General features: G+C 67.2%; 22 protein-coding genes. 10 read left to right on the top strand and 12 right to left on the bottom strand.

The features are described 5' to 3' along the window. Window positions 1-46: 46 nt before the first annotated feature. Window positions 47-490: a Nif11 family protein gene (locus tag ULB03_RS26890; protein WP_322486150.1), complete on the bottom strand. Its 444-nt coding sequence runs from the start codon at window positions 488-490 to the stop codon at window positions 47-49. Between the two features lie 52 nt (window positions 491-542). After that, entirely contained in the window at window positions 543-956 is a 414-nt protein-coding gene (locus ULB03_RS26885; protein WP_322486149.1) for a Nif11 family protein, read from the bottom strand. 504 nt (window positions 957-1,460) lie between these two features. Here ULB03_RS26885 and ULB03_RS26880 point away from each other — a divergent pair. The 3 genes from ULB03_RS26880 to ULB03_RS26870 are packed head-to-tail and all read left to right on the top strand — an operon-like array spanning window position 1,461 to window position 3,729. Further along, window positions 1,461-2,492, top strand: coding sequence for an ABC transporter permease (locus tag ULB03_RS26880; protein WP_322486148.1), 1,032 nt, complete (start codon window positions 1,461-1,463; stop codon window positions 2,490-2,492). After that, a complete protein-coding gene (locus tag ULB03_RS26875; protein ID WP_322486147.1) occupies window positions 2,462-2,722 on the top strand; it encodes an ABC transporter permease in 261 nt (86 codons plus the stop codon). The genes ULB03_RS26880 and ULB03_RS26875 overlap by 31 nt, the downstream gene beginning before the upstream one ends. After that, window positions 2,674-3,729: an ABC transporter permease gene (locus ULB03_RS26870; RefSeq protein WP_322486146.1), complete on the top strand. Its 1,056-nt coding sequence runs from the start codon at window positions 2,674-2,676 to the stop codon at window positions 3,727-3,729. Before ULB03_RS26875 ends, ULB03_RS26870 begins: the two co-directional genes overlap by 49 nt. 52 nt (window positions 3,730-3,781) lie before the next feature. Here the strand turns inward: ULB03_RS26870 and ULB03_RS26865 are convergent, their stop codons facing one another. Beyond that, window positions 3,782-4,813, bottom strand: a complete 1,032-nt coding sequence (locus ULB03_RS26865; protein WP_322486145.1) for a YeiH family protein — start codon at window positions 4,811-4,813, stop codon at window positions 3,782-3,784. A gap of 122 nt (window positions 4,814-4,935) precedes the next feature. Continuing rightward, the gene (locus ULB03_RS26860) at window positions 4,936-6,087 is read right to left on the bottom strand and encodes a D-alanyl-D-alanine carboxypeptidase family protein (protein ID WP_322486144.1); all 1,152 of its coding nucleotides are present in this window, start codon (window positions 6,085-6,087) and stop codon (window positions 4,936-4,938) included. A 436-nt stretch (window positions 6,088-6,523) separates the two neighbouring features. On the opposite strand from ULB03_RS26860, the gene ULB03_RS26855 reads away from it, so the two are divergent. Further along, window positions 6,524-7,726 (top strand): MFS transporter, encoded by a 1,203-nt coding sequence (locus tag ULB03_RS26855; RefSeq protein WP_322486143.1) that lies wholly within the window; start codon window positions 6,524-6,526, stop codon window positions 7,724-7,726. A gap of 57 nt (window positions 7,727-7,783) precedes the next feature. On the opposite strand, the gene ULB03_RS26850 is transcribed toward ULB03_RS26855, so the two are convergent. Next, window positions 7,784-8,902 (bottom strand): NAD(P)/FAD-dependent oxidoreductase, encoded by a 1,119-nt coding sequence (locus ULB03_RS26850; protein ID WP_322486142.1) that lies wholly within the window; start codon window positions 8,900-8,902, stop codon window positions 7,784-7,786. A 286-nt stretch (window positions 8,903-9,188) separates the two neighbouring features. Between ULB03_RS26850 and ULB03_RS26845 the strand changes: the two genes are divergently transcribed. Continuing rightward, window positions 9,189-10,778, top strand: coding sequence for a hypothetical protein (locus tag ULB03_RS26845; RefSeq protein WP_322486141.1), 1,590 nt, complete (start codon window positions 9,189-9,191; stop codon window positions 10,776-10,778). Window positions 10,779-10,808: 30 nt separating this feature from the next. On the opposite strand, the gene ULB03_RS26840 is transcribed toward ULB03_RS26845, so the two are convergent. The 4 genes from ULB03_RS26840 to ULB03_RS26825 form a co-directional block, all read right to left on the bottom strand. Continuing rightward, a complete protein-coding gene (locus tag ULB03_RS26840) occupies window positions 10,809-11,462 on the bottom strand; it encodes a type 2 periplasmic-binding domain-containing protein (protein ID WP_322486140.1) in 654 nt (217 codons plus the stop codon). Window positions 11,463-11,767: 305 nt separating this feature from the next. Then, the gene (locus ULB03_RS26835) at window positions 11,768-13,948 is read right to left on the bottom strand and encodes a formylglycine-generating enzyme family protein (protein ID WP_322486139.1); all 2,181 of its coding nucleotides are present in this window, start codon (window positions 13,946-13,948) and stop codon (window positions 11,768-11,770) included. Between the two features lie 12 nt (window positions 13,949-13,960). Further along, entirely contained in the window at window positions 13,961-14,947 is a 987-nt protein-coding gene (locus ULB03_RS26830; protein WP_322486138.1) for a nucleoside hydrolase, read from the bottom strand. Window positions 14,948-15,104: 157 nt separating this feature from the next. Next, entirely contained in the window at window positions 15,105-17,306 is a 2,202-nt protein-coding gene (locus ULB03_RS26825; RefSeq protein ID WP_322486137.1) for a TonB-dependent receptor, read from the bottom strand. A gap of 774 nt (window positions 17,307-18,080) precedes the next feature. Between ULB03_RS26825 and ULB03_RS26820 the strand changes: the two genes are divergently transcribed. The 5 genes from ULB03_RS26820 (at window position 18,081) to ULB03_RS26800 (ending at window position 22,666) form a co-directional block, all read left to right on the top strand. Then, complete coding sequence (locus ULB03_RS26820; protein ID WP_322486136.1) at window positions 18,081-18,935, top strand: ABC transporter permease; 855 nt, start codon at window positions 18,081-18,083, stop codon at window positions 18,933-18,935. Window positions 18,936-18,938: 3 nt separating this feature from the next. After that, complete coding sequence (locus ULB03_RS26815; protein ID WP_322486135.1) at window positions 18,939-19,694, top strand: ABC transporter ATP-binding protein; 756 nt, start codon at window positions 18,939-18,941, stop codon at window positions 19,692-19,694. Between the two features lie 62 nt (window positions 19,695-19,756). Next, entirely contained in the window at window positions 19,757-20,638 is an 882-nt protein-coding gene (locus tag ULB03_RS26810; RefSeq protein ID WP_322486134.1) for a hypothetical protein, read from the top strand. 15 nt (window positions 20,639-20,653) lie between these two features. Then, window positions 20,654-21,421: a hypothetical protein gene (locus ULB03_RS26805; RefSeq protein ID WP_322486133.1), complete on the top strand. Its 768-nt coding sequence runs from the start codon at window positions 20,654-20,656 to the stop codon at window positions 21,419-21,421. Window positions 21,422-21,478: 57 nt separating this feature from the next. Beyond that, window positions 21,479-22,666: an AGE family epimerase/isomerase gene (locus ULB03_RS26800; protein WP_322486132.1), complete on the top strand. Its 1,188-nt coding sequence runs from the start codon at window positions 21,479-21,481 to the stop codon at window positions 22,664-22,666. Between the two features lie 3 nt (window positions 22,667-22,669). Here the strand turns inward: ULB03_RS26800 and ULB03_RS26795 are convergent, their stop codons facing one another. From ULB03_RS26795 to ULB03_RS26785, 3 genes are read right to left on the bottom strand one after another with little or no spacing between them, the layout of a single operon-like run. Beyond that, window positions 22,670-24,436 carry a hypothetical protein gene (locus tag ULB03_RS26795; RefSeq protein WP_322486131.1) on the bottom strand — a complete coding sequence of 589 codons (1,767 nt, stop codon included), beginning with the start codon at window positions 24,434-24,436 and terminating at the stop codon, window positions 22,670-22,672. Between the two features lie 38 nt (window positions 24,437-24,474). Next, window positions 24,475-24,780, bottom strand: a complete 306-nt coding sequence (locus tag ULB03_RS26790; RefSeq protein ID WP_322486130.1) for a glycosyltransferase family 2 protein — start codon at window positions 24,778-24,780, stop codon at window positions 24,475-24,477. Between the two features lie 14 nt (window positions 24,781-24,794). Beyond that, window positions 24,795-26,612: a glycosyltransferase gene (locus ULB03_RS26785; RefSeq protein ID WP_322486129.1), complete on the bottom strand. Its 1,818-nt coding sequence runs from the start codon at window positions 26,610-26,612 to the stop codon at window positions 24,795-24,797. Window positions 26,613-26,615: the final 3 nt, after the last annotated feature.

Raw genomic sequence — 26,615 nt, 5'->3', positions numbered from 1 at the left:
CTGGCTTCCTGACGAGGGAGACGGGCTGAAGGGCGGGAAGGCTGCCTCAGGCGACGGCGGCAACCGTCACCGTGGTGGTGGCTGCCGCCCCCGCCACGCCGACCGCAGCGGCGGCGGCAAGCGCGGTGGAGATGAGGCCGTCGACGGCGGCGGCGGTCGCCACGTCGATGGCCGCCGCTCCCACCGCCGCATTGACGACGGCACCGATGGCGCCGCCAGCAGCGGCGATACCCACCGCCACCTTGGAATGGCTGGCCACGGCGCTGTGGTGCTTGCGGGCGGCGGACGCCCCGGTCAGCGTTGCGTCGGTCGCCTCGCCCTCCGGGTGCGCGTCCAAATAAGCCTGCACGTCGGCGGCGGTGATAGCGTAGCCATGGGCGTTGGCGTAGGCGATGATGCCGGCGGCATCACCCAGGCCGGGCAGCGCGTCTAGGATTTGCGGGTTGGCCTGGATGTCGGCCAGCAGGCGATCCACTTCGGTTTGGCTCATGATGTCCTCATGGGGCGGGAGGGCGGGGGAAGGAGCGGAGGCGGCGACGCCGTCAGGCCACGCCGATGGCGGTGGTGGCGGTGGCCGCAGCGATGCCGGCAATATTGATGGCGGCGACGCTGCCCACCGCCGCTGCGGCCACCACTTCCGAGGCGGCGGCACCGCCGATGGCCACCGTGCCGCCCACGGCGGCGGCGTTGGTGATGCCCACCGCCACCTGCCCATGGGAAGTGACGGCGTTATGATGCTTGCGGGCGGCGGACGCCCCGGTCAACGCCGCGTCGGTCGCCTCACCCTGCGGATGCGCCTCCAGATAGGCCTGCACGTCGGTGGAAGTTATGGCGTAGCCATGGGCGTTGGCGTAGGCAACGATGCCGGCGGCGTCACCCAGGCCGGGCAGCGCCTCCAGGATCTGCGGGTTGGTCTGGATGTCGGCCAGTAGGCGGTCCACTTCGGCCTGGCTCATGGCGTTCTTCTCCCATCGCGGATGCCGCTTGTGGGGCAGCCGCCGCAGGGGGCGGGCGGCAATGCTCTGGAGACATATTTCAATTTGTGATAATTTGCTGCAGAATTACTACTCCTAAAAGCAATCACGCTCAACTATTTTTTCTTCCTTTAAGAGTGTCCATCCGTATAGGGTGGTTGTGCGCTGGGCTGCGGCAAACGGGGTCGGAGAACGTGCCGCCACCTCAGCGGAAGTTACTTGGCGCTTGCGCCCCCGGCTGGATTGCGGCCGGCAGGCCTTCCCCCTCAACCACGTCCGAAACGCCTCAACAGATGCCGCGGTTCGGATAAGGTATGGCGTGTTCACAGACCATTGTCCGGAAGCGGGCAACAGGGCTGTCCGGAAACGGACAAGGCGCGGTTCCGAACAGTGGCTTCGGGGCTCCATCTTCAGTCTCTGAGGTGGTCCGCGCTTTGCTTACAAGTGCCGCGATCCCGAAAACGGGTGGGGAACAGGGAAGCGACCATGCTGTACATCGCGGCAAGCCAGGCCATCCGGTCCTTGCGGCAGGCGAAGGCCGACATCGTCATCAGCCTGGCCGGGCTGGTGGTGGGGCTGACGGCCAGCCTGTTGATGGCGCTGCTGATCCGCGACCAGATGGCCTACGACACCTTCCTGCCCGACCATGCGCAGCTGTACCTGGTGGACAGCGTCCTGGCCCCGGTGGATGAGGACCGGGAGACGGGACCCTTGGTACGCTGGCGCACCCCGCCCGACCTGGCCGCCACCCTGGTGGCGGAGGCGCCGGAGGTGGAGGCCGCCGCCCGCCTGCTGGACGACGCGCGCAAGATCCGGTGGGGCGATGAGGCTTTCCGCGAGTTCGTCACCTGGGTCGACCCGTCCTTCGCCGACATTATGCACCTGCCGGTGGTGGAGGGCGACCTGAAGGCCAGCCTGGCCGACCCCGGCGCCGTGGCCCTGACGCAGACCATGGCCCGCAAGCTGTTCGGGCCGGAGCCCGCGCTGGGCAAGCGCATCGACCTGGATGAGCGCACCACGTTGCGCGTCCGCGCCGTGCTGCGGGACCTGCCCTTCCGCAGCCATATGCACGAGGTGATGCTTCTCGCCTCCTCCGCCTCCGTCTATTCGCCCTTCAGCGCCCCCCAGTCACGTGTCAATGGGCCGCGCACCGACGGCGGCGACGCCGACCCCGCCAGGGGGCGGACGCTGGGCGACGTCTACACCTATGTCCGCCTGCGCGACGGGGCGGACCCGGTGGCGGCGCAAGGGACGCTGGACGGGCTGGCGGCCCGGCACTGGGGGGCGGGACACCCGGGCGGCCAGTCGCCGCAACTGGTGCCCATGACCGACCTGCAGTTGCATGCCGGCCTGAACCCCGACCGGCTGAACCGCATGTGCATGATCGGCGGCATCGCCCTGCTGACCCTGCTGATCCCCTGCATCAATTTCATCAACATGGCCACGCCCAGGCCACCCGCCGGGCCGTGGAGGTGGGGGTGCGCAAGATGGGCGGCGCGCGTCGGCGCGACCTGGTGACCCAGTTCATGCTGGAAACGCTGATCCTGGTGGGCATCGCCATGGTCATCGCCCTATCGCTGACCGAACTGGCCATCCCCCAGGTCAGCCGCTTCCTGGACGCGCGGCTGTCGCTGGACGCCGCCTCGCCCGAGGTGGGGCCATTGTCGCCGGCCTGGGCGCGGGCGTCACGCTGCTGGTCATGCTGCTGGTGGGCGCCTCGGTCACCTATCGCCAGCAACAGCTGCTGACCCGCGACAGCGTCTCCTACGACACCGCCGACATCCTGATCCTGGACGGCAGCTGCCCGGAATCCATTCGTATGGGCCTGCAGCACCTCGATGGGGTGAAGGGCGTAGGTTGCACCGGCATGGAAAGCCTGGAGCGCAGCCGCCCCCTGGTGACGGCCACGCTGGACAACAGCCATGCCGTCCGCCTGAACCGTGTGGCGGCCGATCCCGGCTTCCTGCCCGTTTTCCACCTGCCGGCCCTGGCCGGGCAGCTGCCGGATCCCAAACGCCCCAGCACCGTGCGCCACAAGGTGGTGATCAACGAGACGGCCGCGCGGGCCCTGGGCAACGACCAGCCGGACGACGCCCTCGGCCAGGCGCTGCACCTGCCCGGCGTGGACGGCGATGTGCAGGTGGCGACGGTGGTGCCCGACTTCCCCATGGGGTCGTTGCAGGACAAGATCGCCCCCACCTTCTTCGTCAGCGATTCCGGCGGGTATGAACTGATGTACGTGAAGCTGGCGCCCGGCGACCGCACCCGGACCCTGGCCGCCATCGACACGCTGTGGCACCGCATGGGGGAACTGTCCCCCAGCGGCCGTTATTTCTTCGACGATCACCTGAACTCGCTGACCAGCCTGATCCGGCATGAGACGCAGATGATCACCCTGTTCAGTCTGATCAACCTGGGCATGGCCTGCGCCGGCATCTATGGCCTGTCGGCGGTGACGGCGGAGCGGCGCACCAAGGAGATCGGGGTGCGAAAGGTCTACGGCGCCTCGCTGGCCGACATCCTGCGCCTGCTGCTGTGGCAGTTCACCAAGCCCGTGCTGCTGGCCAGCGCACTGGCCTGGCTGCCGGCCTATCTGTTCCTGCGCCACTGGCTGGCCAGCTTCGCCTATCACGTGGACATCGGCCCCTGGACCTTCCTGGGTCCTACCGCCCTGGCCATCGCCGCCGCCACCGTGGCCGGCCAGACCATCCTGGTTGCCCGCGCCCGGCCGGTGCTGGCGCTGCGGTACGAATAGGGGGCCCGCCGGCGGCACCGGCGGGCCTTTCGTCAAATGGTCGAGGATCGCTTCACGCCCACACCGTCACGATCAGCGCCAGGCTGAGACCAGCGATGAACAGGCTGGCCAGGGCGCCCAGGGCCAGGGGGGCGAGACCCTTGGCGGCCATGCGGCCGACGTGGGTGTGCAGACCCATGGCGGCCAGGGCCAGGGTCAGCAGGCTGGTGGTGACACCGGGGGCCCAGTCCTTCACCACGGCGGGAACGGCGTGCAGGCTGTTCAGGGCGACCAGGGCGACGAAGCCCAGGATGAACCAGGGCATAGGCATGGGCTTGCCGCCCGTGCCTTCGCGGCGGCGGCGCAGGGCGCCCAGGGACAGCACCAGGGGGGCCAGCATGGCGACACGGGTCAGCTTGGCCACCGTGCCGAATTCGCCGGCCTGCTGGCCCGACTGGAAGGCGGCGGCAACCACCTGGGCGATCTCATGGATGGACGCGCCGGCCCACAGGCCGACGGCCCGCGGCGCCAGGTGCAGGGCCGCCCCCAGGGCCGGATAGCTCAGCATGGCGATGCTGCCGAAGACGGTGACGCAGGCGACGGCGTAGGCCGCGTCCTCATCATCCGCCTGGGTGACGGTGTTGGCCGCGACCACGGCCGAGGCACCACAGATGGAGGTGCCGGCGGCGATCAGTTCCGCCAGGGGGGCCGGCACGCCCAGCCAGCGGCCCACGGTCTTGGTGAAGACGAAGGTGGCCACCAGGCTGAAGGCGATGATGGCCACGCCGGTGGGCCCCACCGCCGCCACCTGGGCGGCCGTCAGCTGCAGGCCCAGCAGGGCCACGGCGATGCGCAGCAGGCGTTTCAGCACGAAGGTCACGCCGGCCTGCGTCGCCCTCGGCAGGCCGACCGCGCTGCGCAGCGCCATGCCCACCACCACGGCCAGGATCATGGGGCTGAACAGCCCCAGGGCCGGCACGCGATGCAGGGCCAGGCCCGCCACCGCCGGGATGAGGCAATAGCCCAGACCGGGCACGAGGCGGGTAGCGGAGGCCAGGGCGGACCGGTGCGAGCGGGGAGCGGCGATGTCGGCGGTGTGGGCCATGATGCGATGCCTTGATGAGGAAAGGGCGCGGCCCTGTGACTGGACCCGCGCCCCCTGAACATCGCTATTTCACACAAACCATTCCAACGGATAGTTCCGCTGATATTGATCTGATTTCCAGATTATTCAGCGGCGACCTTGCGGTGGTGGTGCGCCTTGGCCGCGACCTTGGCCTTGCCGGCGTGGCCCGCCACCTTGGCCGCCTTGCCGTGAGCATGAGCCTTGGCCACCACATGCTTACCGGCATGCTTGCCAGCATGGGCGGACGCCACGCGCCGGTGGGCGGCGGCATGGCCGCGCCGCTGCACCGGCGTCACCGACGCGTGGGCCACGCGGGCGCGGCCAGCGTGGGCGACACGGCCGGTGCCCCGGGCGCGCGCCACCCGGGCCAGGGGGCGGCCGGCCGCCAGGGCCACCAGCTTGGGGTCGGTGTCGCGGTTGGCGAAGGCGTTGTCCAGCAGGGTTTCCATCAGCTTGTCCCGCGCCTTGGCGCTGCTGCCGCCGAACACGACGCCGAACAGGCGGCGGCCATCATGCACGGCCGACGACACCAGGTTGGAACCCGAAGCGTTGGTAAAGCCCGTCTTCATGCCGTCCATGCCCGGGTAGCGGTACATGAGGCGGTTGTGGCCGGTGAGGTGCCGGCCCTCGAAGTCGAACTCACGCGTGGCGAAGTAGTGGTAGTCCTGGGGGAAATCGTGATGGAGGGCCATGGCCAGGCGCGACATGTCGCGCGCCGTCGTCACCTGCTCCCGATCCGGCAGGCCCGAGGCGTTGCGGAAGACGGTGTTGGTCATGCCCAGCTGACGGGCCTTGTCGGTCATCATGCGGGCGAACACCGACTCGCTGCCGCCGGCCAACGCCTCGCCCACCACGGTGGCGCCATCGTTGGCGGAAATGACGATCATGCCCAGGACGCAATCCTTGACGCTGATCGTCTGCCCCACCTCCAGCCCCAGCTTGGTGGGTTCCTTGTTGGCGGCGTTGCGCGACACCGGCAGCTCGTCCTCCCAATGCAGGCGCCCCTGGTGGATGGCCTCGAAGGTCAGGTAGAGCGTCATCATCTTGGTCAGCGACGCGGGATGGTTCGGCTCATCCGGGTTGACGGCGTTCAGCACCGCCCCCGTACCGCCATCCACCACCAAGGACGCGTACCCCGCCTGCGCCGGGTGCGGCACCGCCAGACAGGCGACAACCGCCCCGATCGTGGCGATGACAGCCCCCAGCCGGCCAAGAACACGCCGTGCCGCCCCTATCGCCCCCTCAAATGCCACCGTGCCGCTCCTCTCGCCCCTGGGCGGATCCACGCCCCCCGAAGCGGGGTCAGGCGCGCAATCCGCTTATCCACATCTCGTCCACATGAGAGCCGGTGCCACGTGCGGCCCCGGCTTTTCGAATACTGGCCTAGGGGTAGAAGATTCGGCGGAATCTGTCCAGGTATTGGGGAGGGTAAAGATGACGCAACAAGATAAAGCGTGAATCACCGGGCTTGGATGGGGTCGACGGAGGCGCCCGTGGACACGGCGGTGACCCCAGCCGTCGGCGCCACCGATGCCGAGATATCGCAAAGCCCGATTTTACCGCCCGGCCCGCGACCCACTAGTTTAGGGGCGCCATGGTTCGGAGGCCGGCGGGAAAAGCCCGCCCCGGACATGACAGGAGGATAACGGAGGGGCGCCCGCGCCCGATCCCCAGGGAGGATGTTTGACCATGGCTTCCGAAAATCGGACGGCCGGCCTCGCGCAAGGGCTGGCGCTGCTGCTGCCCAGCACCATGTCGGTGATGGGTGTCGTCGTGCTGGCGCCGGTGTTGCCGCAGATGCTGGACCATTTCAAGGACATGCCCCAGGCCGATTACTGGGTGCCCCTGATCCTGACCACGCCGGCGCTGTGCGTGGCCTTGTTCTCCGCCCCCGCCGGCTGGCTGGCCGACCGCTTCGGCCGGCGCGGGCCGTTGATGCTGTCCATGCTGCTGTATGCCATCTGCGGCGTCGCCCCCCTGGTGCTGGACAATTTCTGGGCCATCCTGGCCAGCCGCGTGGTGGTGGGGGTGACGGAGGCCGCCGTCATGACCCTGACCACCACCCTGATCGGCGACTATTTCAAGGGCCACCAGCGGGAGAAGTGGCTGGCGGCGCAAACCGCCGTGGCCTCCGTCGCCGCCGTGGCGCTGTTCGTCATTGGCGGTGCCCTGGGCAGCATCAGCTGGCGGGCGCCCTTCGTCGTCTACGCCAGCAGCCTGTTGTTGCTGGCCGGCATCCACTTCTTCACCTGGGAACCGGAGGAGACGGAGGACGTCATCCTGCATCCGGAAGCGCACCGCAACGTGGCCTTCCCCTGGGCCCGCCTGGGCGGCATCTGCGCCATCACGGTCTTCGCCGCCGTCCTGTTCTACACCGTGCAGGTGGACCTGTCCCTGGCGCTGACCGGCCGGGGCATCACCGACCCGGCCGCCATCGGCGGCATGACGGCGGCAGCCAGCCTGGCGGTGCCGGTCGGCACCGTCGTCTTTCAGCGCCTATCCGGCCTGCCGGTGGCCGTACTGCTGTTGATGGCGTTCCTGCTCTGCGGCACGGGCTTCACCGGCATGGCGCTGATGACCGGCCATGGCTGGCTGCTGGCCTCCGTGGCGCTGGCCCAGTTCGGCTGCGGCCTGATCCTGCCCACCCTGCTGACCTGGGCCCTGCGTGGATTGGCGTTCGAGATCCGCGGCCGGGCCACGGGCCTGTGGCAGGCGTCGTTCTTCGTCGGCCAGTTCCTCAGCTCCTTCGTCGTCACCACCCTGACGCATCGCTTCGGCGATGTCTTCAGCGCCTTCCTGGGCCTGGCCATCGCCAGCGGCCTGGCGGCGGCCCTGGCGCTGGCCGGCGCGACCCTGGTCGCCGGCCGCACCCGCAAGGTGCTTACCGTCTGATCATCGTGACGGAATGGGGCGGCCCTGTCGGTCGCCCCCCTTCGGCCGCCCCTTTTCTCAAACGCTCAAGAGGTCAGCCACGGCCTCACCGATGGCCAGGGACGACGTCAGGCCCGGGCTTTCGATCCCGAACAAGGCCACCAGTCCGGGCAGGCCATGAACATCCGCCCCATCCAGGCGGAAATCGGGCTGCGCCTCCCCGGGACCATGAATCTTTGGCCGCACGCCGGCATAATCCGGCACCAGGGCGCCATCGGGCAACCCCGGCCAAAAGCGGCGGATATAGCGGTAGAACCCATCCGCCCGGCCTGGATCGACGCGGTAGTCGGGCGCATCCACATATTCCAGGTCCGGCCCGAAGCGACCCTGCCCGCCCAGGTCGCGGCGATAATGCACACCCAGCGCCCCGGGAATGGGGGGTGGATAGACCAGGCGCCGGAATGGCGCGCCGCCCTGAAGCGCGAAATAGCTGCCCTTGCCGTAATGCGCCTTGGGGATCAGCGCGGCGGGAAAACCCTCGATGCTGGCGGCCACGTCCTGGGCCGAGAGGCCCGGTGCCGTGACCAGCAGGCGGGTGGTGACGGCGTAGGGGTCACGCCCGCCGGTGTGTACGCTGAAGCCCCCGCCGTCCAGCGGCGTCACCCCCAGGACCGGCGTCCCGGTGACGACGGCGCCGCCCCTGCCCTCGATCTCACCCCGCAGGGCCACCATATAGCCATGGCTGTCGAAGATGCCGCTTTCGGGGGAAAGAAGGGCGGCGACGGCCCGCAGCTCCGGTTCCAGCGCATGGACCTCCGCGGCGGACAGCCAGCGCATGCCCTCAACATCGTTGGTCTGGGCTTGGCGCAGGATGCCCTCCAGCCGGGACAGCTCGGCCTCCTCCGTCGCCACCACCAGCTTGCCGCACTTGTCATAGGTGACGCCGTGGGCGTCCAGGAAGGGATAGAGCAGGCGCCGCCCGGCGACGCACAACCGGGCCCGCAGCGAACCCGTGGGATAATACAGGCCACCGTGGACGACCTCCGAATTGCGGGAGGAAACGCCCTGGCCGATGGCGTCCTCCGCCTCCAGCACCGCCACGGACAGGCCACGCGCGGCCAAGGCACGGCCACAGGCCAGGCCGACGGCCCCCGCACCCACCACGATCCCGTCGAAATCGGTGTCCGTCACCGCCATGCCAGGCTCCTTTTTTTCCGCATCCCGCATCAGAATCGCGTCCCGGCAAATCTGCCTGGCCGACAGGGCTGCGCGCAATGCCGCAGGAGCGGTCGGGCCCCCGCCGTCGCCTGGCACGAACCTTTAAGATAATTGTCGGCCAACAGCCCGGGGCGTATTACCTTGGGCCAGGTTGGTTTACCTGCCGGAAATATCGCCGGTGGGCTGGATGCGAGCGGCGCTTGGGTTATGAGGTTGGAAGCATGGGGTTGAGCACGGCGTGCCACCGCGGCCATCGGGGTGGGGCATGAGCCCGGCGGAAGAAGAGCGCGCCCGCACGCTGAGCGACCTGGTGGATCGGCTGTCGCCCGAGGCGGCACGCAAGCTGTTCGAGGAGGTCGACGCCAGCCCCGACCAAAGCCGGGCGGTGGTGCGGCGTGCCCTGATCCAAAAACTGAACGCCCAGCGGCAGGCCCACGCGCGCCGCCAGTTCACCCAACTGTTCGAGCCCTTCCTGACCAGCGACCCGTGGCTGCTGCGGGAGGAATTCCATTGCCCGGGCAGCATCCATCCCCTGGATGTGGGCGGGCTCTGGTCGGCGTTGGCGGCCAAGCCCTTGGCGCCGCTGAGCCGCTCAGTCGATGAAACCCTGTCAGCCCTGGCGCAGGAACAGCCGCTGTTCGTGGTGCTGCGCACGCCCAAGGCCCTGGCCCTGCGGGAAGAGCTGCGCGTGGCCGCCGCCGCGCGCCTGGGCCAGACCCTGCCGGACAAGGCGGCCACCAAGGATTTGCTGGAGGCGATGAACGCCTGGCGCCGGGCGGAGGCCACGCGCAAGGGCCTGGGCTTCGTCCCCCGGCCCCTGACGGCGACCGATCTGTCGCTGCTGCATGTGCTGCTGGAAAACGGCAGCCATTACAGCCGCCTGGTCCTGGGCCTGAACAGTGACGATGAGGGTGGCGGGGCCGAGGACGCCGCCGCCGTGGTGGCGTTCCAGCCGCCATCCGTGCCCCCGCCCCAGGCTGCCCAACTGGCCCTGTTGATGCCGCTGGTGCTGCTGAACCGCCATCGCGCCTACCGGCAGATGAGCGGCTATCTGGTCCAGGGCCCCGCCGACTGGCAACCCGTGCTGCTGTCGGCCCTGGTGCGCCATCTGGCCCGCACCTGCCAGGTGCTGGCCGATGAGCTGGGCCAGTTGGCTGGCGCTGGCGAGGTGGCCCGCCGTCCCCTGGTGGTGGCGTCCGACCGGCGGGAGCTGCTGGAGCGCGAGCTGATCCACCTGGATGACCTGCTGACCCTGTTCGACGAATTCGACATGCTGCGGGATGGCCGGGAAGCCAGCCTGGCCCATGGCAACCTGGACACGATGATCAAGAAGGTGGAGGGCACCCTCTACCCCTATCTGTCCACCCGGGTGTCCGTCACGGCGCACGCCAAGGGCCGGGCGGCGCTGGACCATGCGGCGCTGGCCTGGGCGCTGGGCTACACCATGCGGTGGCGCAACACCCTGACGCGCAGCCTGCATTGGGGCACCCGCTACAGCGATTTCCGCGACCGGCTGGTGGAGGATCTGACGGATGCCTACCGCGCCGCCTTTTCCCGCACCGAGGTGGGCGACAGCCGGGAACGGCTGGGCCAGGCGGTCCGCGCGGCCGAACTGTCGCAGGCCGTGGGCGCGGACCTGCGGGAAAGCATGACCCTGCTGGACCAGGGCCTGGTGCAGACCGCGACGGATCGCCTGCGCGACGCCACCCCCCTGACCGGCGCCGAGATCACCCTGATCACCACCCTGCTGACGAAGGCGCAGAACGAACTGCGGCGGACCAAGCATTGGCGCGATGCCAACCTGGTGACCTTCGTCACCCTGGCTGAGGAACGCCGGCTGGGGAACGCGGGCTGAAGGGCTGACGGCGGCGGGCCATCGGCCCGATCACACATCAGAGCCCAGGCGGGTGGCCACCATGCTGGGACGCGATTTGCGCCAGCGTGCCGTCCGTGACCAAACGGGACAGGGCCGCCTCCAACCGCTCCCGGAGCTCGGGATCCAGGTGGGGGAAAAAACCAGGTACTGGTCATCCACCGCCAGCGGCCGGGGCAGGATGCGCACCCGGTCCTCCCACCCATTGTTCCGGAGGGTTTCCGTCAAGCCGGGGTTGCGGAAGATGTAGAAGCGGCCGCGGCCGCTCATCAGCTTGCGCAGGTTGGTGTCGCTGTGGGCGCCCCAGGCGTCGATGTACCGGTTGTCGATGCCGGCCTTGTGCAACCGGTCCAGAAAGGCGGAGCCGGCGTTGACCAGAATGGTGTCGTGCCCCTCCTCCAGCGCGGCGCGCAGTTCCGCGAAGGAGGTGATGGCCGCCGGGTCCCCGGCGCGCACCGCCAGCACCGTTTCCAGCCTCAGGACGGGCTGGCGGGAATAGAGCACACGCGTCTCGCGGGCCGCGGTCCGGTAATAGCCGCAGTCGAAATCCAGGCGGCCGGCGGCCAATTCCTGCACCGCCCGGTCGTGGGTCAGCCAGTCCGTGGACCATACCAGCCGCACCCCGGACACCTGCTGGATCAAAGCCTGCAGGATTTCATCACACATGCTGGGGGCCTTGGCATCGAAGGGGCCATGGCGCGGGACGCGCAACTCCTGAACGGGAACGGGTGGGCCCGCCGGCGCTGGGTTCGCGCGCGCGCCGGACGCGGCCGAAAGAACCACCGCCAGCAGGAGGGCAACGCAGCGAAAGCGCCGCAGCAGCGGTGATCCGCCTTGCCGATGTCGCCGACGCCGTTCCACACGGTCCCCCCGTCTTTGCCCAGCACCGCCACCCCCGGCATACTGGGCTTGGATGAGGGTACACCCGGCCGTGTCGGCCGGTAAGCGCGCCTTAGGGTAGGGCCGCCCCGTCAGCCCGCGTCCTTGACGCAGCGGAACCCCACCAGGGCGGAACGGTCGCGCGACGGGGCCATCAGCAGCAGCTTGCCGTGCTGATCGTTGCGGTAGGCCTGGGGGAAATACCAGATGGAACCCTGGGGCTGGTACAGGCTGCCGCCGCGCAGGATGGCGGCCCGGGTATGGTCGTCCTGGTATTCGTCCGTCCATTGCCAGACATTACCCACCAGGTCCTGCACGCCGAAGGGGCTGGCCCCCACCGGATGGGTTCCCACGGCATCGGGCGACCGCACGGCGCGGCCCCGTTCCGGCACCGGCACGGCGTCATCCCGCCAGGCGTCGCCCCAGGGGTAGCGACGGCCGTCGGTGCCTTGCGCGGCGTACTGCCATTCCCATTCATGGGGTAGGCGCTTGCCGGCCCAGGCGGCGTAGGCCCGCGCATCCTCCTGCGACACCCAGGTGACCGGCCGGTCGGCCCAGCCGGCGGGATAGGTGCCGCCCGTCCAATCCTTCAGGAAGTTGCGGTCATCCCGGGGGTGGTAGCCGCTGGCATCCAGGAAGCGTTTGAACTGCGCGTTGGTCACGGGGAAACGGTCCATGAAGAAACGCGGCAATGACAGGCGATGCTCATGATAGCGCCGCGCCTCCCCCTCCCACGGGTAGGCGACATCGACGCCGGCATTGGTGCCGCCCTCGATCTCCAACCCCTGGACGCGGAAGGTGAAGTCGCCGGCCGGGATCTCCACCATGTCCTCGGGTGCCGTGGCGGCGGGAACCGTGGCCAGGATATCGACCAGGCGCTGAGGCAGCGGGGCCCAGGTGCGCGGCAGGCTGGCAAGATCCGTGGCCGCCAGCGCCCTCATGCGCTCCATCAGGCCGCGGGTGGCGGCGTCCGGCGCCCCGGGCAGGGCCAACACGGCGCCAAAGCCCTGGGCCTCCAGCGGGAAGGACAGCAGTAGTTGATCCCCCTCCCGCCGCGGCGTCAGCTCCACGCCGTGGTAAAGGTCGAAATAGCGCAGCGCCGGTCCGCCCGCCGGCACGGCCAGCACCGTCTGGTCCAGGGCATGGTCGTTGCGGTTGACGAGGGTCCAGGCCACCCGGCCGTCGGCGCCGGGCCAGCGGCTGGCGTACACGCCGGCGGCGCGGGTGGGGTAGAAGGGCTGCCAATCCGGGCTGGACAGCAAGGGCGCCAAGCCCCGTTCCAGGATCGCCACCCGGCGCATCGCCTCACCATCGCGGGGGCTGATGCCGTTCCAGATGCCCCAGACGTTCTCCCACGCCTCCCAGCCGACACCGTTGAAGAAGGCGTAGTGCAGGTCGTCGGTCTTGTCCCGGGCCCAGCGGTCCGAGATGTTGACCATGTGCCGCGGCTCCAGCCATTTGTAGCGGTCGACCTTGGGCACCGGCGTGAAAGTGTACTGGCCCCAGGACATGAGGTCCCAGGCCACGGCCTCATCCGCCATCACCCCTTCGGGCTGGAAGGCCAGCGGGTGGCCCGCCTTGTCCGCCGCCAGGGAAAAGGCCAGCGGCACGCCATCCTGGGTGTCGCCGTTGATGCCGTCGATGCCGATCTCCCGGGCCAACGCGGCGATGGCCTGCGGCCAGGGCTGGGCCGGCGCCCGCGTCCCCTGGTCCCACATCATCATGGGCAGCAGCACGCGCACGCCCCGGCGATGGAAATCCGCCACCATGGCCTTCACCGCCGGCAGCCCGCCCGGCAGGTTGGCCACCTGGTCCAGCTGGTTGCGGTCGTCGATGCCCATGTTGGGGTAATCGGGCCACAGCAGGACGGCGTCGATGCCACCGAAGCGGGCTGTCAGATCATCCAGGTAGCGGTCGACGGTGTAGCGCCCGGCCACAGGGTCATAGAAATAGCGATCCTCCACCATCATCTGCGTCTGGACGATGCTGGTGCGCGTCCAGGCCAGCCGGGGATCGTCATAGCGGGCCGGGTCATAGCCGATGCGGATGCGGCGTTCCTGGCGCCAGTGGCGGACATCGGCCAGCCAAGCCTCATAGTCGGCGGCCGCGCACTCCCGCGTCCCGCCCTCCCACGCCTCCCGCCAGGCAAGGCAGGCGGGACCGTTGATCATCGGCTGCTTCCAACTGCCGTACGGCACCGCCTGGGTGTCCTGGGCCCAGGCAGTGCCATTCAACAGCGTGCCCAGAAAAGCGGCAGCCAGCAGGCGGCGCATGGGCTGTCCCTCCTACTGCCGGGCCAGCAGGCCGGTCATCAGCAGGTCCAGGATGCCCTCCTTGTCTTCCTTCAGGCAAACCTGGGCATTGGCGGGGCCGGCCGTCGGTATCGTCTCGCCCTTATCGCCCACGGTCAGGTGCAGGGGCGTGGTGGGGCACAGCTTGGGGTCCAGCACATAAGCCACGGGCACCAGGTCGAACAGGGTGGGGGTGATTTGGCCCCAGCCGTTCAGGTGGCGCCACTGGTGGTACATCAGGGCCAGGGCGTCGGTCATGGGCGTGCCGGCGGCGAACAGCAGGTCGCGCTTCACCTCATCCAGCTTCAGCCGGGTGCTGTCCAGCGGCATGACCACCAGGGGCACGCCGCTGGTGAACAGCTTCTTGGCCGAGGGGATGTCGGAGAAGATATTGTACTCGGGCGTCGGGCCCTTCAGCGGGCCATAGCCCGTATCGTCATAACCGGCATGGACGGACCCACCCATCATCACCACCCGCTTCAGCTTGGCGAAGCCGGTAGGGTCGCGGTCGATCAGGGCGCCCAAGGTGCTGGGCGGCGCCAGGGAAATCAGGGTGACCTGACCCGGATAACGGCGCGCCTGGCCCAGGATGAAATCCACCGCGGACGGCGCGGGTGTGGCCGGGGCTGGCTGCCCCTCGGCCCAACGCTTCTGCGTATAGGGCGTGGTGTTGGGCGTGGCGGGCCCCTGCGCCACGGGAACGTCGGTCCGGCCGGCGATGGTCAGCAGGCGCTGCAGCTGGCGCACCCGCAAGCCCGTGTCCCCCCACGCCGCCGTGACCCCCAGGATATCCAGGCGCGGGTCGTTCAGCGCGGCGGCCAAGGCGAAGGCGTCGTCGATGTCATCGCCGATGTCGGTGTCGATGATGACCTTTTCCGCCGCCGGGGCCGCGACGCTGGGGCCCGCCGCCAGGACGGCGCAGCAGCCCGCCGCGCGGAGCATCCGGATAAGAAAGGCGATGCGAAGCATGAAGCGGGTCATGGGTATCCCCCGGTGCACGGGATGGGCCCCGCCATCATGGGGGGGCACATAGGAACAAGGACCCGCCGCTGCCACGGTCGGGCCCTTGCCTGTAGTCTGCACGCATCACGATCACCCGGCGGCGGACCAGCCGCCACCGGGATCATGCGACACCGTCTTAGAACGAGTACTTGGCCTGAACACCGATGATGCGGGGTTCGTTGACCATGCCCGTCAGGTTGTTGAAGTCGATGGCGCCGATGACGCGCACCTGGTCCAGCACGTTGCGGACGAAGGCGGCGACCTCATAGCCGGAGTCGTTCTTGTAGCCCAGGCGCAGGCCACCATCCAGCAGCCACTTGCCGGTGAACTCCGTCGACTTGTACAGGAAGAAGTTGACTTCGCTGCGGTAGGCCCAGTCGGTGTAGAAGAACACCTCACCGTTGGCGCCCACGGGCACGCCATAGCGGAAGGTGGCGTTCAGCACCCATTCCGGCGCCTCGGGCAGGGGATTGCCGTTCAGCAGGGCGTTGCCCTGGGCGTTGAGCGCGTTGGTCACGGTGCAGCCGCCGCCGCAGGTGGCGACCGACACGTTCGGATCCTGGATTTCCGTGTGGTTGTAGCTGCCACCGGCGGTGACCAGCATGTGCTCCACCGGCTTGGCCTCCAACTCCACCTCGACGCCGTAGCCGACGGCATGGTCGGCGTTCAGCAGGCGGGCGGTGTTGCTGGCGCCGCCCACGGCGGTCAGCTGCATGTCGCTGGTGTCGTAGTAGTAGCCCGTCAGGTTCAAGCTGGCGCGCTTGTCGAACAGGGACGACTTGACGCCGGCCTCATACGAGATGGTGGTCTCGGCCTTGGCGGTCGAGGTGTTGTTGGCGAAGGTGATGCGGTCCTGGATGGACGGGGCCAGGTAACCGGTCGCCACGCGGACGAAGGCGTTGACGTCGCTGTTGATGGCGTAGTCGGCGGACACGTCCCAAGAGGCGTTGCCGCCGTTGACGCTGGTGCGCAGGTAGATCGGGCCGGTATAGCCGAAGTCGCGGATGGACTCGACCGACTTGTTGTCGTGCGAATAGCGCACGCCGCCGCCCAGGGTCAGCGCATCGGTGACCTTGTACTTCACCGAGCCGAAGACGCCGTCGGTCTCGCTGCGGTCCTTGTGGCGAACCTGGTCATCGATGGCGCCGGTGGCGGTGATGTAGTCGTAATCCTTACCGGCCAGGTAGGAGTTGAAGTAGTACAGGCCGCCCTGCAGCAGCCACGGCCCCAGGTCGTTGGAGGCGAAGCGCACTTCCTGGCTCAGCTCACGCGGGGAGTTGTAGCCGCCGGTTTCCACCGAGAACGGCACGTCGGAGGGCACGCCGCCGTCGATGTCGCCACGGCTGAACACGTTGGCGCGCTCATAGCCGCTGACCGACGTGACGGTGACGGGGCCGGCGTCGTAAACGATGTGCAGGTTGGAGCCGAAGGAATTCAGCTTCTGCGGGTTGGCGCCATCCTGGTTGGCCTTCTCGATATCGAAGCCGGGAACCAGGTCGTTGGTGCCCTTCTGGATGATGTTGGCGCGGAACAGGCGGGCGGAACCGTCGAGCTGACGGCCATGGACGTTCAGCAGGACGTCCAGGTTCTCATTCGGCGTGTATTCCAGCTGGAAACGGCCGGCCAGGTCGCGGTAGCCCTCGAAGTCCGTATCGTTCTTCGTGGAGATGTCCTCGTTCTGCACCCAGTCGTTACGGCGCTGCAGGTTGACCGAGGCGCGGTACTTCAGCACGTCCTTGACGATGGGGCCGCCCACGGCACCGGTGAAGTTCACCGTGTCATAGGTGCCGTAGCTCAGGTCGGCGAAGCCGCCGAAGGTGTCGCTGGGCTTGGCGCTGTCGATCTTGACCACACCGGCCGGGGTGTTCTTGCCGAACAGCGTGCCCTGCGGACCGCGCAGCACTTCCACGGCACCCACGTCGAAGACCGGGAAGGCCTTCAGCATGGGGTTTTCCATGGCGACGTCGTCGAACACCACCGACACCGGCTGCGACGCGTTGGGATCGAAGTCGGCGTTGCCCAGGCCGCGGATGTAGAAGCGCGGATAGGTGCGGCCGAACGACGATTCCGCCTGCAGGCTGGGCGCGCGGCCCGCCAGGAAGCGGATGTCCATGCCGCTGGAGTTCATGACGTCCAGCTTCTCACCGCTGATGGACGTGACGGCGATCGGCACCTCACGCTCCAGCGCCGGCCGGCGCTCGGCCGACACGATGATCTCGTCCAGCTTGTCGGAATTGTCATCGGCGGCGTGCGCGACACTGGCCAAACCCAGCAGGCTCAAAGCCGACATACCCAGCAGCGCGGACTTCAGCCCGCGGCTCTTCTCAACCCTCATCATGCTCGATCCCTTCACTTTTTCCAGGCCCTTGCCGGACCTGTTTTTGCGTTGCCCGTCGCACCGGCCCCCGCGCCCTAAAGGCTAGGCTGAAGCCAGCCGGGGGAGGGTACATGGCAGATTTTGTTTATGGCAGCCCCACTACTACTGAAGGTCTTTCAAATCCAACAAGAAAGCGACGACCCATCAGAATTTTGCGGGGATGCGCCTATTTGATGCGCGAGTGTTGCCGCAATGCGGCACCCGCGCCCTTGCCCTGCCTGCGACTAGCAAGAAAGGCGCCAGTTTCTGATTGCCGCAGATGCGCAAGGAAAACCAACGGATGGAAAAGCGCGACGGCCAATGTCCGCCCGCGATTTAGGCACATACCCCAGCATTTGCCCAAATCATGGGCGATCAGAGTCGGCTACCTACTTCGCGACCACGCCTCGAAGCGATATCCGGCGGGACGCCCCACAATAGCCACACTATATATAAGTGCAGTCTGGCGCGGCCCCGCACGAAGGGGCACGGCCGGCGATGAGGTCCGAGGTTTTAAGATGGAGCCGGGGGACGAGGTTATGGTACCCCCCTCTGCGATAAGGATGCTCATGATCACGCCTGCGGCTTTGGATTTTTGCGGGGCGCGTGGATCGCTTCAAGACACGCTCCGCTGTGATCATGTTGCTTCCAAGACAGGCAGGCGGGTGTCCCCTTGTGACTGGCGAGCAAGAAGTCCGGTGAACCCGCATCCGGGACCGAGAGCATGGTGAGATTTGTTTTGGAGCCGCGTTTCCCATGACAGTTGCCGGTAAGCCGCTTTCCGCCCAGGCGGATCCCGTTCAGACCGCCAAGCCCGCGACGCCCAACCGGGGGCGCCTGGCCCTTCGTGACTTGGCCAACGGCATGAGCCAGCATTGGCTTTGGCGCGCCATGGCCATGCAGGATATCGTCCTGCGCTATCGTGGCTCCGTCCTGGGCCCGCTGTGGCTGACGTTCAGCACCGCCGTCATGATCGCGGCGATGGGCTTCGTTTATTCCAAGATTTTCCATCTGGATCCGGAACGCTATGTTCCCTTCCTGACCCTGGGCCTACTGATTTGGCAGTTCATCTCATCGGTAATCACGGATGGCTGCTCCGCCTTCATGTCCGTGCAGCACGCCATCCAACAGGTTCGCTTGCCTTACACCGTGCATGTGCTGCGCAGCGTCTTCCGCAACCTGCTGATCATGGGCCATAACGCCGTCCTGATCCCCATCGTTTTCCTGATGATGGGGCATGGCATCGGCTGGCAAGCGCTGATGGCCATCCCAGGCCTACTCATTCTCTGCATCAACGGTGTCTGGATCAGCATCCTGCTGGGCATGCTCAGTGCCCGGTTCCGCGACGTTCCGCCGATCGTGGCCGCGCTGCTCCAGGTCGTCTTCTTCGTGACGCCCGTGTTCTGGACCGTGGAAACACTGGGGGAGTACCGCCATGTGGGCGATTTCAACCCCTTGTTCGCCGCCATCGATGTCGTCCGCGCACCATTGCTGGGCGAGCCGTTCGCCCCTTATTCCTGGCCGATCGTTGGCATCATGACCGTGGGCGGGTTGTTGGTGACCGCTGTTTTCTTCAGCCGCTTCCGGTCCCGGATCGCTTACTGGGTGTGATTTATGGCCTCCCTGCGTTTGCAAGACCTCACGGTCGAATTTCCCGTCTACCAGGCGAACGGCCGTTCCTTGAAGAAGGCGCTGTTTTCGGTGCCGATGGGCACCAACCTAGCCCGTGACGCCGCCAATCGTATCCTGGTTCGCGCGCTGAACCATCTGACCCTGACCATCGACAAAGGCGACCGCGTCGGGCTGATCGGCCCGAACGGCTCAGGCAAGACGACATTGCTGAAGACCATGGCCGGGATTTATGAGCCGACCAGCGGCAGCCTGCACACCCAAGGCCGCGTTTCCGCACTGCTGGATGTGCAGATGGGCATGAACCCGGATGCCACCGGCCGTGAAAACATCATGCTGCGCGGCATGTACATGGGCATCCACCCCAAGGACATGCAGGTCCATGTCGAGGAGGTGGCCGAGTTCACCGAATTGGGCCCCTATATCGACATGCCGGTCCGCACCTATTCCGCCGGCATGATGTTGCGCCTGGCCTTCGCGGCGTCCACCTGTGTCGAGCCCGAAATCCTGCTGATGGATGAATGGCTGGCGGCGGGCGACAGCCATTTCCTGGCCAAGGCCCAGAAGCGCATGGAAGACTTCGTGCAGCGCTCCAGCCTGATGGTCCTGGCCTCGCATTCCCCGGAATTGCTGGAGAGATGGTGCAACAAAGGGCTGTACTTGCGGAACGGCAACCTCATCGCTTACGGTCCCCTGGCCGAAGTGGCCGCAGTCTATCAGCAATCGCTGGCTGAGGCCTGACCCGCAAGGGCGTTGGCCGCCCCTCGACACTTCATTGGACATTCTGGAAAACGCCGTCGACCATGGTCAGAAAATACGTCTGGGCGGGCATCGCCATCGCCGTCGCCCTTATCGGGTTCAAGCTGGCCCAGGGCGGTGACTCATCGTCCTTTTTTCTGACGATCCGTGAACTGGCCAAGCCGGTGGCGGTGATTTACCTGGCACTGTTCGGCCAGCCGGAGTTCGCCCTGGTACTGGCGGCAGGCATGATGGTGGCGTGTTTCGGCCTCTTGGCGGGCTTCTGGATCGATCAGGTGCGGCGGACCTTGGATACCCTGAAGTCGGTCACCGCGTCGGCCATGTTGATCATGGCGGAACCCAATGACCGGCGATCGGCGTCGATGAAGCGCTTGATGGAGTCCAGGCCCCTGCTGATGGACGAGTGGCGGATGTTCGAATCCACGCTGCTGGATGCCGGCCACGGCCCCCAGCGGCGCGCCTATTCCACCATCAGGCCCCAGGAGTATTTTTCCATGGAAGCCATGGAAAGCCGCGGCCTGGATTTCCGGTTCTACGTGGCGCTGCCCAATTATTTCGTAGGCGTCGGCCTGATGTTCACCTTCCTGGGCCTGGTGGCCGGGTTGTACTTCGCCAGCAAGGGCCTGCAGATGGGCGACCTGGCGCAGGCGCGCCAAGCCTTGGGCCAATTGCTCGCCGCCTCCACCATGAAGTTCGTCAGCTCGGTCGTTGGCATCGGCGCCTCTTTGGTCACCTCCATCGTCGTCCGGCACTGGCAGCGCAAGGTGCAAGCGGCGCTGGATGACCTGTGCCGCGCCGTCGAGCTGTGCTTCCCCTTGATCTCCGCCCACCGGCTGTTGGGAAACTGGCCGCAGGACAGTAGCGCCGCGGCGGCGCCCCTCCAGGCCACCTCCCTGCCGAATGCGGCGGCCGGGCCGGCGTCCTAAGACGGGAACGCGGTCATGCGACGGGGAACCAGGGCACACGGTGACGACCAGGAGAGCTATTTCGCCTCCATGTCCGACCTGATGGCCGGTATCGTCTTCATCTTCCTGATCATGCTGATGGCCTTGTCGATGTACAACATCGATGAAACGTCCGCGCCAAAGGATGAGCAATCTGAAAAAACCTACCAGGAAACCATCGCCAAGCTGATGGATGAGCGCGCGCGCATGATCGAGGCGCTGCGCAAGGACTTGCAGGCCCACCAGATCGACGCGTCGGCGGATGCCGCCAGCGGCACCCTGACGCTGCCAGCCGCCCAGTTTTTCGGGCCCGACGCCACGGCGCTGAAGCCCGAGGGCCGGGAGAAGATGGCCACGACGGCCGCGCTTCTGGCCCGCTATCTGACCTGCAAGGCCGATACGCCCGACATGCCCGACATGCCCGCCGGCGCCTGCCCCACCATCGCCCCGGTGGAGCGGGTGGACGCCGCGGTCATCAAGGCCACGCCTCCGGCCAATGGTCTGGCTGCGCAAACCGCCGCCCGCATCCAGGCGCTGGAAACAAGCGCCGCGCTGACCTCCGCCCAACCGACGCTGTATGAGTTGCAGGGTCGGGCCGGCCTGCCGGTGCTGACAGTGCATGGTCAAGCCATGGAGCAGCCACCGTCGTCTTCCAGCGTGCCAGCGGACCGGCACCACCGGCCGGCCCCCCTGCCCTCGGCGGTGCCGCCGGCCGTGGATAGATTGATCCTGAGTTTCACCATGGCGGTGCCACCGCGCAGCTAAGCCGCTACGCTGGCAACCGATCAGGTGCCCTTTCAACCAAATCGAGACAGGTCCCCCATGTTGTCGACTGTCGCCTTGACCCGCTACGCCCTGGATCGCTTGTTCCCCTTGTGCCGCGACCGGTTCGCCGACGCGGCGCTGGGCGGTTTTCATGAGCGCCTGGATGCAGCGGAACAGCCTTTGCCCCTGGGCTACAAGCGATCCATGGTGCAGGCGCGTCAGTTGTACGTCCTGTCCCATGCCGCCCTGGTCGGCGAGCGGAGCGGTCAGGCGGCGGCCGAGCGCGGCTATGATTTCCTGGTTCGCCATTTCTGGGACACGCGCCACGGCGGCTGGTTCTTCAAGGCTCAGCCGGACGGCCAGCCCCTGGATGGGGCCAAGGACTTTTACGGCCACGCTTTTGTCCTGTTCGGGCTGGCTTACGCGCACGCGGCCTTCGCGGCGCCCCGCGCCATATCGCTGGCACAGGAAACCTGGGGTCTGATGCGGGACCGGCTGGCGATGCCGACCCTACCGGATGGGGGGTGGGGCGGCCTGGCGGAGGGGTCGGCCGCGGACTGGACATTGAACGGCGCAGTCCGGCGCCAGAACCCGCACATGCACCTGCTGGAAGCGCTGCTGGCCTTGCATGAGTTCACCGGCGACGATACCTGGCTGAGCGAGGCCGGCACCGTGGTCGGTCTGTTCCGCAGCCGGTTCTATGATGCGACGACCCGTACCCTGGGCGAATTCTTCACCCAGGACTGGCGCCCCGATCCCGCCACGGGCCATATCGTGGAGCCTGGGCATCATTTCGAATGGGCCTGGCTGCTGGATCGCTATGTGCGCCAGGGGGGTGACGCCACGGTGCTGGGCCTGGCGGACGCCTTGTTCGACAAGGCCGTCGCCCATGGCTTCCTGGCCGATGGCGGGATCATGGACCAAATGGACCCGCAAGGAGCGCCCCTGCTGCGAACCCGGCGCATCTGGCCGGTCGCCGAGGCGATCAAGGCCGCGCTGGCGCAGGCGCGCAGACACAGCGGAACACCTGCCGGCGATGCCGCCGCCGCCCTGGCGCAGCGACTGGCCAGCCACCTGGATACCGCTTTCCTGGCGCCTGCCAACGGGGACCATGCCAGCGGGCGCTGGATCGAAACCCAGGATGAGACCGGCGCGCCGACCATGCGCGACCTGCCCGGCAGCACGCCCTATCACCTGTTCCTGGCGGCTATGGAGGCCGCCGGCAGCCCCCTTCCCGCCCCCTGACCTCTATCCCGCCCGACGGGCGCTGTCGGTCCAAGGGTCAAGGTTGGCGAGGGGGCGGAGCGCATCGGAAAGCGGCACCGGACGGTTCAGCAGGTCCACCAACGGCCACGCCGTCTCAAGCGCGGGGGCGGGCGCCCTTCCTTGGGCGAGAGCGGCGGCATGATCGCCGATGAAGGCCATGGCACCGTCCATCAAGGCCGCGGTGGCCTGGGCGTGATCGCCTTCGGCGTCCCAGCGTTCATCCTGAAGACCCCGCGCGCCATCCGGCGTGGGCTCCAGGCCGATGATCGCATTTTGGAGCGGGCTGAAGAGCAGTCGCACCAACGAACGGTTGCTCTGAAGGCGACGCACGATGGCGGGGGCGACATTATCGGCGTCGAAAAATGCCGACCGCTGCTGCGGGCTTAGCCGTTGAGGGCCCTCTCCCCCTTCCGCAGGGCCCCCTTCCGCAGGGCCCCCTTCCGCAGGGCCGAAGAAGGAATAGCCCTGTAGGGACAAGGTCACCAACCCGCGCAAGGCCGCCTCAAATGACTCCTGCACCGCGCCGTCCCAGCTCAAATCGACCAGGGCAACGCAACGGCCCGGCTCTAGGCCCAGATGCCGGAGGTGGGAAAGGAGGGCCCGGCGATTGCGCCGGCAGACCTTTAGGATTTCGAACCGGTACTCGAATAGGAAGCCGCGCAGGCGGGAATGCAACGCCGGGGATAGGCGACTCTCATCCCCCAGGCCGTATCGCGCCATGATCTCCGGCGCGGGAGCCGGAACGCCAATACGTTCCAACACCTCAAAGGGCCGCAAGCCGTTGGAGCCGGAGATCAGAAATGGCAAATGCTCCCGGAAATTCTGATCGTCCATCGCCGCCAAGCGGAACGCGACCTCCGATCCGGGTATGAGGCTATGGCCAGGCAATGCCCACAGGCCGGGGTAGTTCTTTAGCGCGCGATCCAGCAGATGACCGGCCGCGACGGGGAACAGCACATGGCCGATACCATCCTTCCGGACCCGGCGCTCAATCCAATTCAAGAAGCCAACGGCGGCCGGACCCGCCACGTGATACCCCAGGTCGCGGGCCGAAAGCGTGTCCGGGGGCGGGAGGGGCACGACGCGGGCGATATCGTCTTCGTCACCGCTCGAAGCCGAATGATGAAGGACCATGAGGCCTTTGGCGCGCGCCTGGGCGACATCCCCAGCCAGATCGCCACCGATGTGAAGTACCCGGTCACGCGGCGTGTCGAGGTAATCGATGGCCAGATCGAATAAATCACCGCTGCCGGCCGCCGTCAGGTTGCAATCGCTGGACACGAACACGGCGGCGGAGGGCAGCCCATGACGACTGAGCGCCTCGCGCACAAAGGTGCGGCCCAGATGGGTATCAGCGACGACCAGGACCGGAAGTCCCCGGGCATGGGCATGCCGGAAGGCGTCGGACGCCTCGGCGTCCGGCCGCAGCAGATCCAGCTCCAGCGCGATCTCCGCCGCCATGACGGCGCGCGCCAACGCGGACTCGATCGGCAGGGCATCATAGATGTCGGCTAACGTCACTTCCCGGCGGCCCGCCAGCCGCATGCGATCACGGGCGTCCACCCCCGCCGCCGCGCGCTGCTGGGCGAACTTCGGCAGGCCGAAGCGGCGCCCCAAGATGTCGAACACCGCCCCCGGCGTCGCCACGGTGCGGTGGAATAACGTCCCGTGGAAACCGAAGGAGACCGCCGCCGCGGCCATGACGGCATCGCGCAAGGACGGGGGGCTGGATGCGGCCGTGATCGCCACGGTGGGGCCCCTGGAGAGGCTATCGGTCATGGCCGTCCTCACACGATCTCGAAATTGGTGCCGTTGGGGTGCAGGTTGGGGTTGTTGAAGGGATCGTGCAGGAAAAGATCGGGATGGCGGTCATAGAGGCCGATCCGCTCCCGCTCCAATCGCGCCATCTTTTCTGGCGACACGAAATCCAGGCCCCGGCTGATGGACTCATGGTGGATGAGTTCGGCGGCCTGGCACATGACGTTGTAGTAACCCGCCTTATAAAGGCGCATGCACAGATCCACGTCGTTATAGGCCACGGGCAGGCCCAGGTCGAAACCCCGGATCGCGTCGAATTTTCGCCGTTCGACCATAAGGCAGGCCCCAGTCACGGCCAGCCAGTTGTATTCGAGAAGATTGCGCAGGAAGTAGCCGTAATGGTTCCGATCCTGCTGCAGGAAAGCATGGCTGGGCCCGTTATGAAGATTGAGCACGCCAGCGTGCTGTATTTCTCCGCCCCGGGGTAGAGCAGCTTGGCACCCACCGCGCCCACATGGTCCAGCTGGGCGAAGCCCGCCATACGCTCCAACCAATCAGGCGTCAGCACCTCGGTATCGTCATTCAGGAACAGAAGGATATCGCCCGAGGACGCCGCGACGCCCAAATTGTTCAGTTCAGAATAATTGAACGGCGCGTCATGGCGGATGACTTGGACGCCGGGCCAGGACCGGATGCGGTTCAGGTAGCCCAGCGCGGCCGGCTCGCGGCTGCCATTGTCGAGGACCACGATCTCATACCGGCCGTAGCTGGAGCGGGCACGGATGCTGTCGAGGCAGGCGGACAGCACCGCTTGGTTGTCGCGCGACGGGATGATGATGGAGATGGTGGGCGTGCCCCGGACATCATAGCGAACGCGATGATAGCTGGGCAGTTGGGGCAGCGGCTCAAGCGCCCCCTTCAAGCCGCGGCGGGCCAGGGTGTCGGCGCGCAGGCGTTCGGACACGGACACGACATAGGGCTTGGCGTTCAGGTCGGCGGCGGTGGATTGGGGGATGATGCGCCAATGATACAGAACCTTGGGCACATGCTGGATGCGGCGGGTCCGTTCCGCCAGCCGCAGGACCAAATCCCAATCCTGGCAACCGTCATACTCCGGCCGCAGACCGCCCAGCTCACGCAGCAGGCTGGATCGGACACAGGCGACATGGCACGTGTACATCGTGCTCATGATCGTGTCCGGTGACCAATCCGGCTTGAAGAAGGGCTGGGTGAAGCGGCCGTCTTCGGTCAGTTTGTCCTCATCGCTGTAGACGAAGTCCGGATCATGCGCCGCGATGGACAACGCCAACTCATAAAGACAATCCGGCGTCAGTTCATCGTCGTGATCCAGAAAGACGACGAAGTCGCCGGTCGCCGCCGCCAAGCCCGCATTGGTGGTGTTGGAAATTCCACCATTCGCGGGCTGGCGCAGAAGGGTGATGCGCGGGTCGCGAATCCGGTCAAGCGCCGCCTGGGTCCCCGGGTTGGGACTGGCGTCGTCCACCAGTACCAACTGCCAACGGGGATACCATTGCGCCTGCACGGAGGCGACGGCCGCCTGCAACAGGGCGGGCGGCGTATTGTAGACAGGCACCACGATGGAAAACGTCGTGGACAGGTTCTTCAGCCGCGCCTCGAAGCCGGGCGGCCGCCGCGGCGTACGGTAGACATACCCGTCGGGACCGCGCAAGTCCGCCAACGCGGCATGGGTTGACGACAAATCGCTTCCCGGCACGGCACGCTCGGCGCCACCAGGAGCAACGCCGTTCAAGAGCCAGAACTTAATACCGGAGATACCGTGCCCCTGCCTGAGCCGCCGGATCTCCGCGACGGTCGCGGACGGGCCCCGCCGGCGAATGGCCCACAGTAGCGTTTCCAGGGAGGCGCGCCCCTGCGCCGTCCGACGCAAGGCCCAGCGCAACGGCCCGGTGAGCCTCCAGCTGCTGGATTGGTGGGTACGGGTCAGTTCCGCCCGCAGCGCCGCGTTTTCCGACCGCATCTCATGCAACGAACGGCCGCGCTCGCCTAATAATTCGTGGAGCCGGGCGATCGCGGCATCGCGCTCCGCCAGCGCCTGGGTCAGGCTGGCGACAGAGCCATCCCGTTCCGCCAGGGCAGGCGCGGCGTGATCATCATCGCGCCGGACCGGCGTACTGGAGGAGTCCATTGT

It is taken from the genome of Nitrospirillum goiasense, from assembly GCF_034427435.1.
Taxonomy (GTDB): Bacteria; Pseudomonadota; Alphaproteobacteria; order Azospirillales; family Azospirillaceae; genus Nitrospirillum.
Note: the sequence above shows the minus strand (reverse complement) of the source record. Positions and strands in the feature narration are given on the sequence as shown.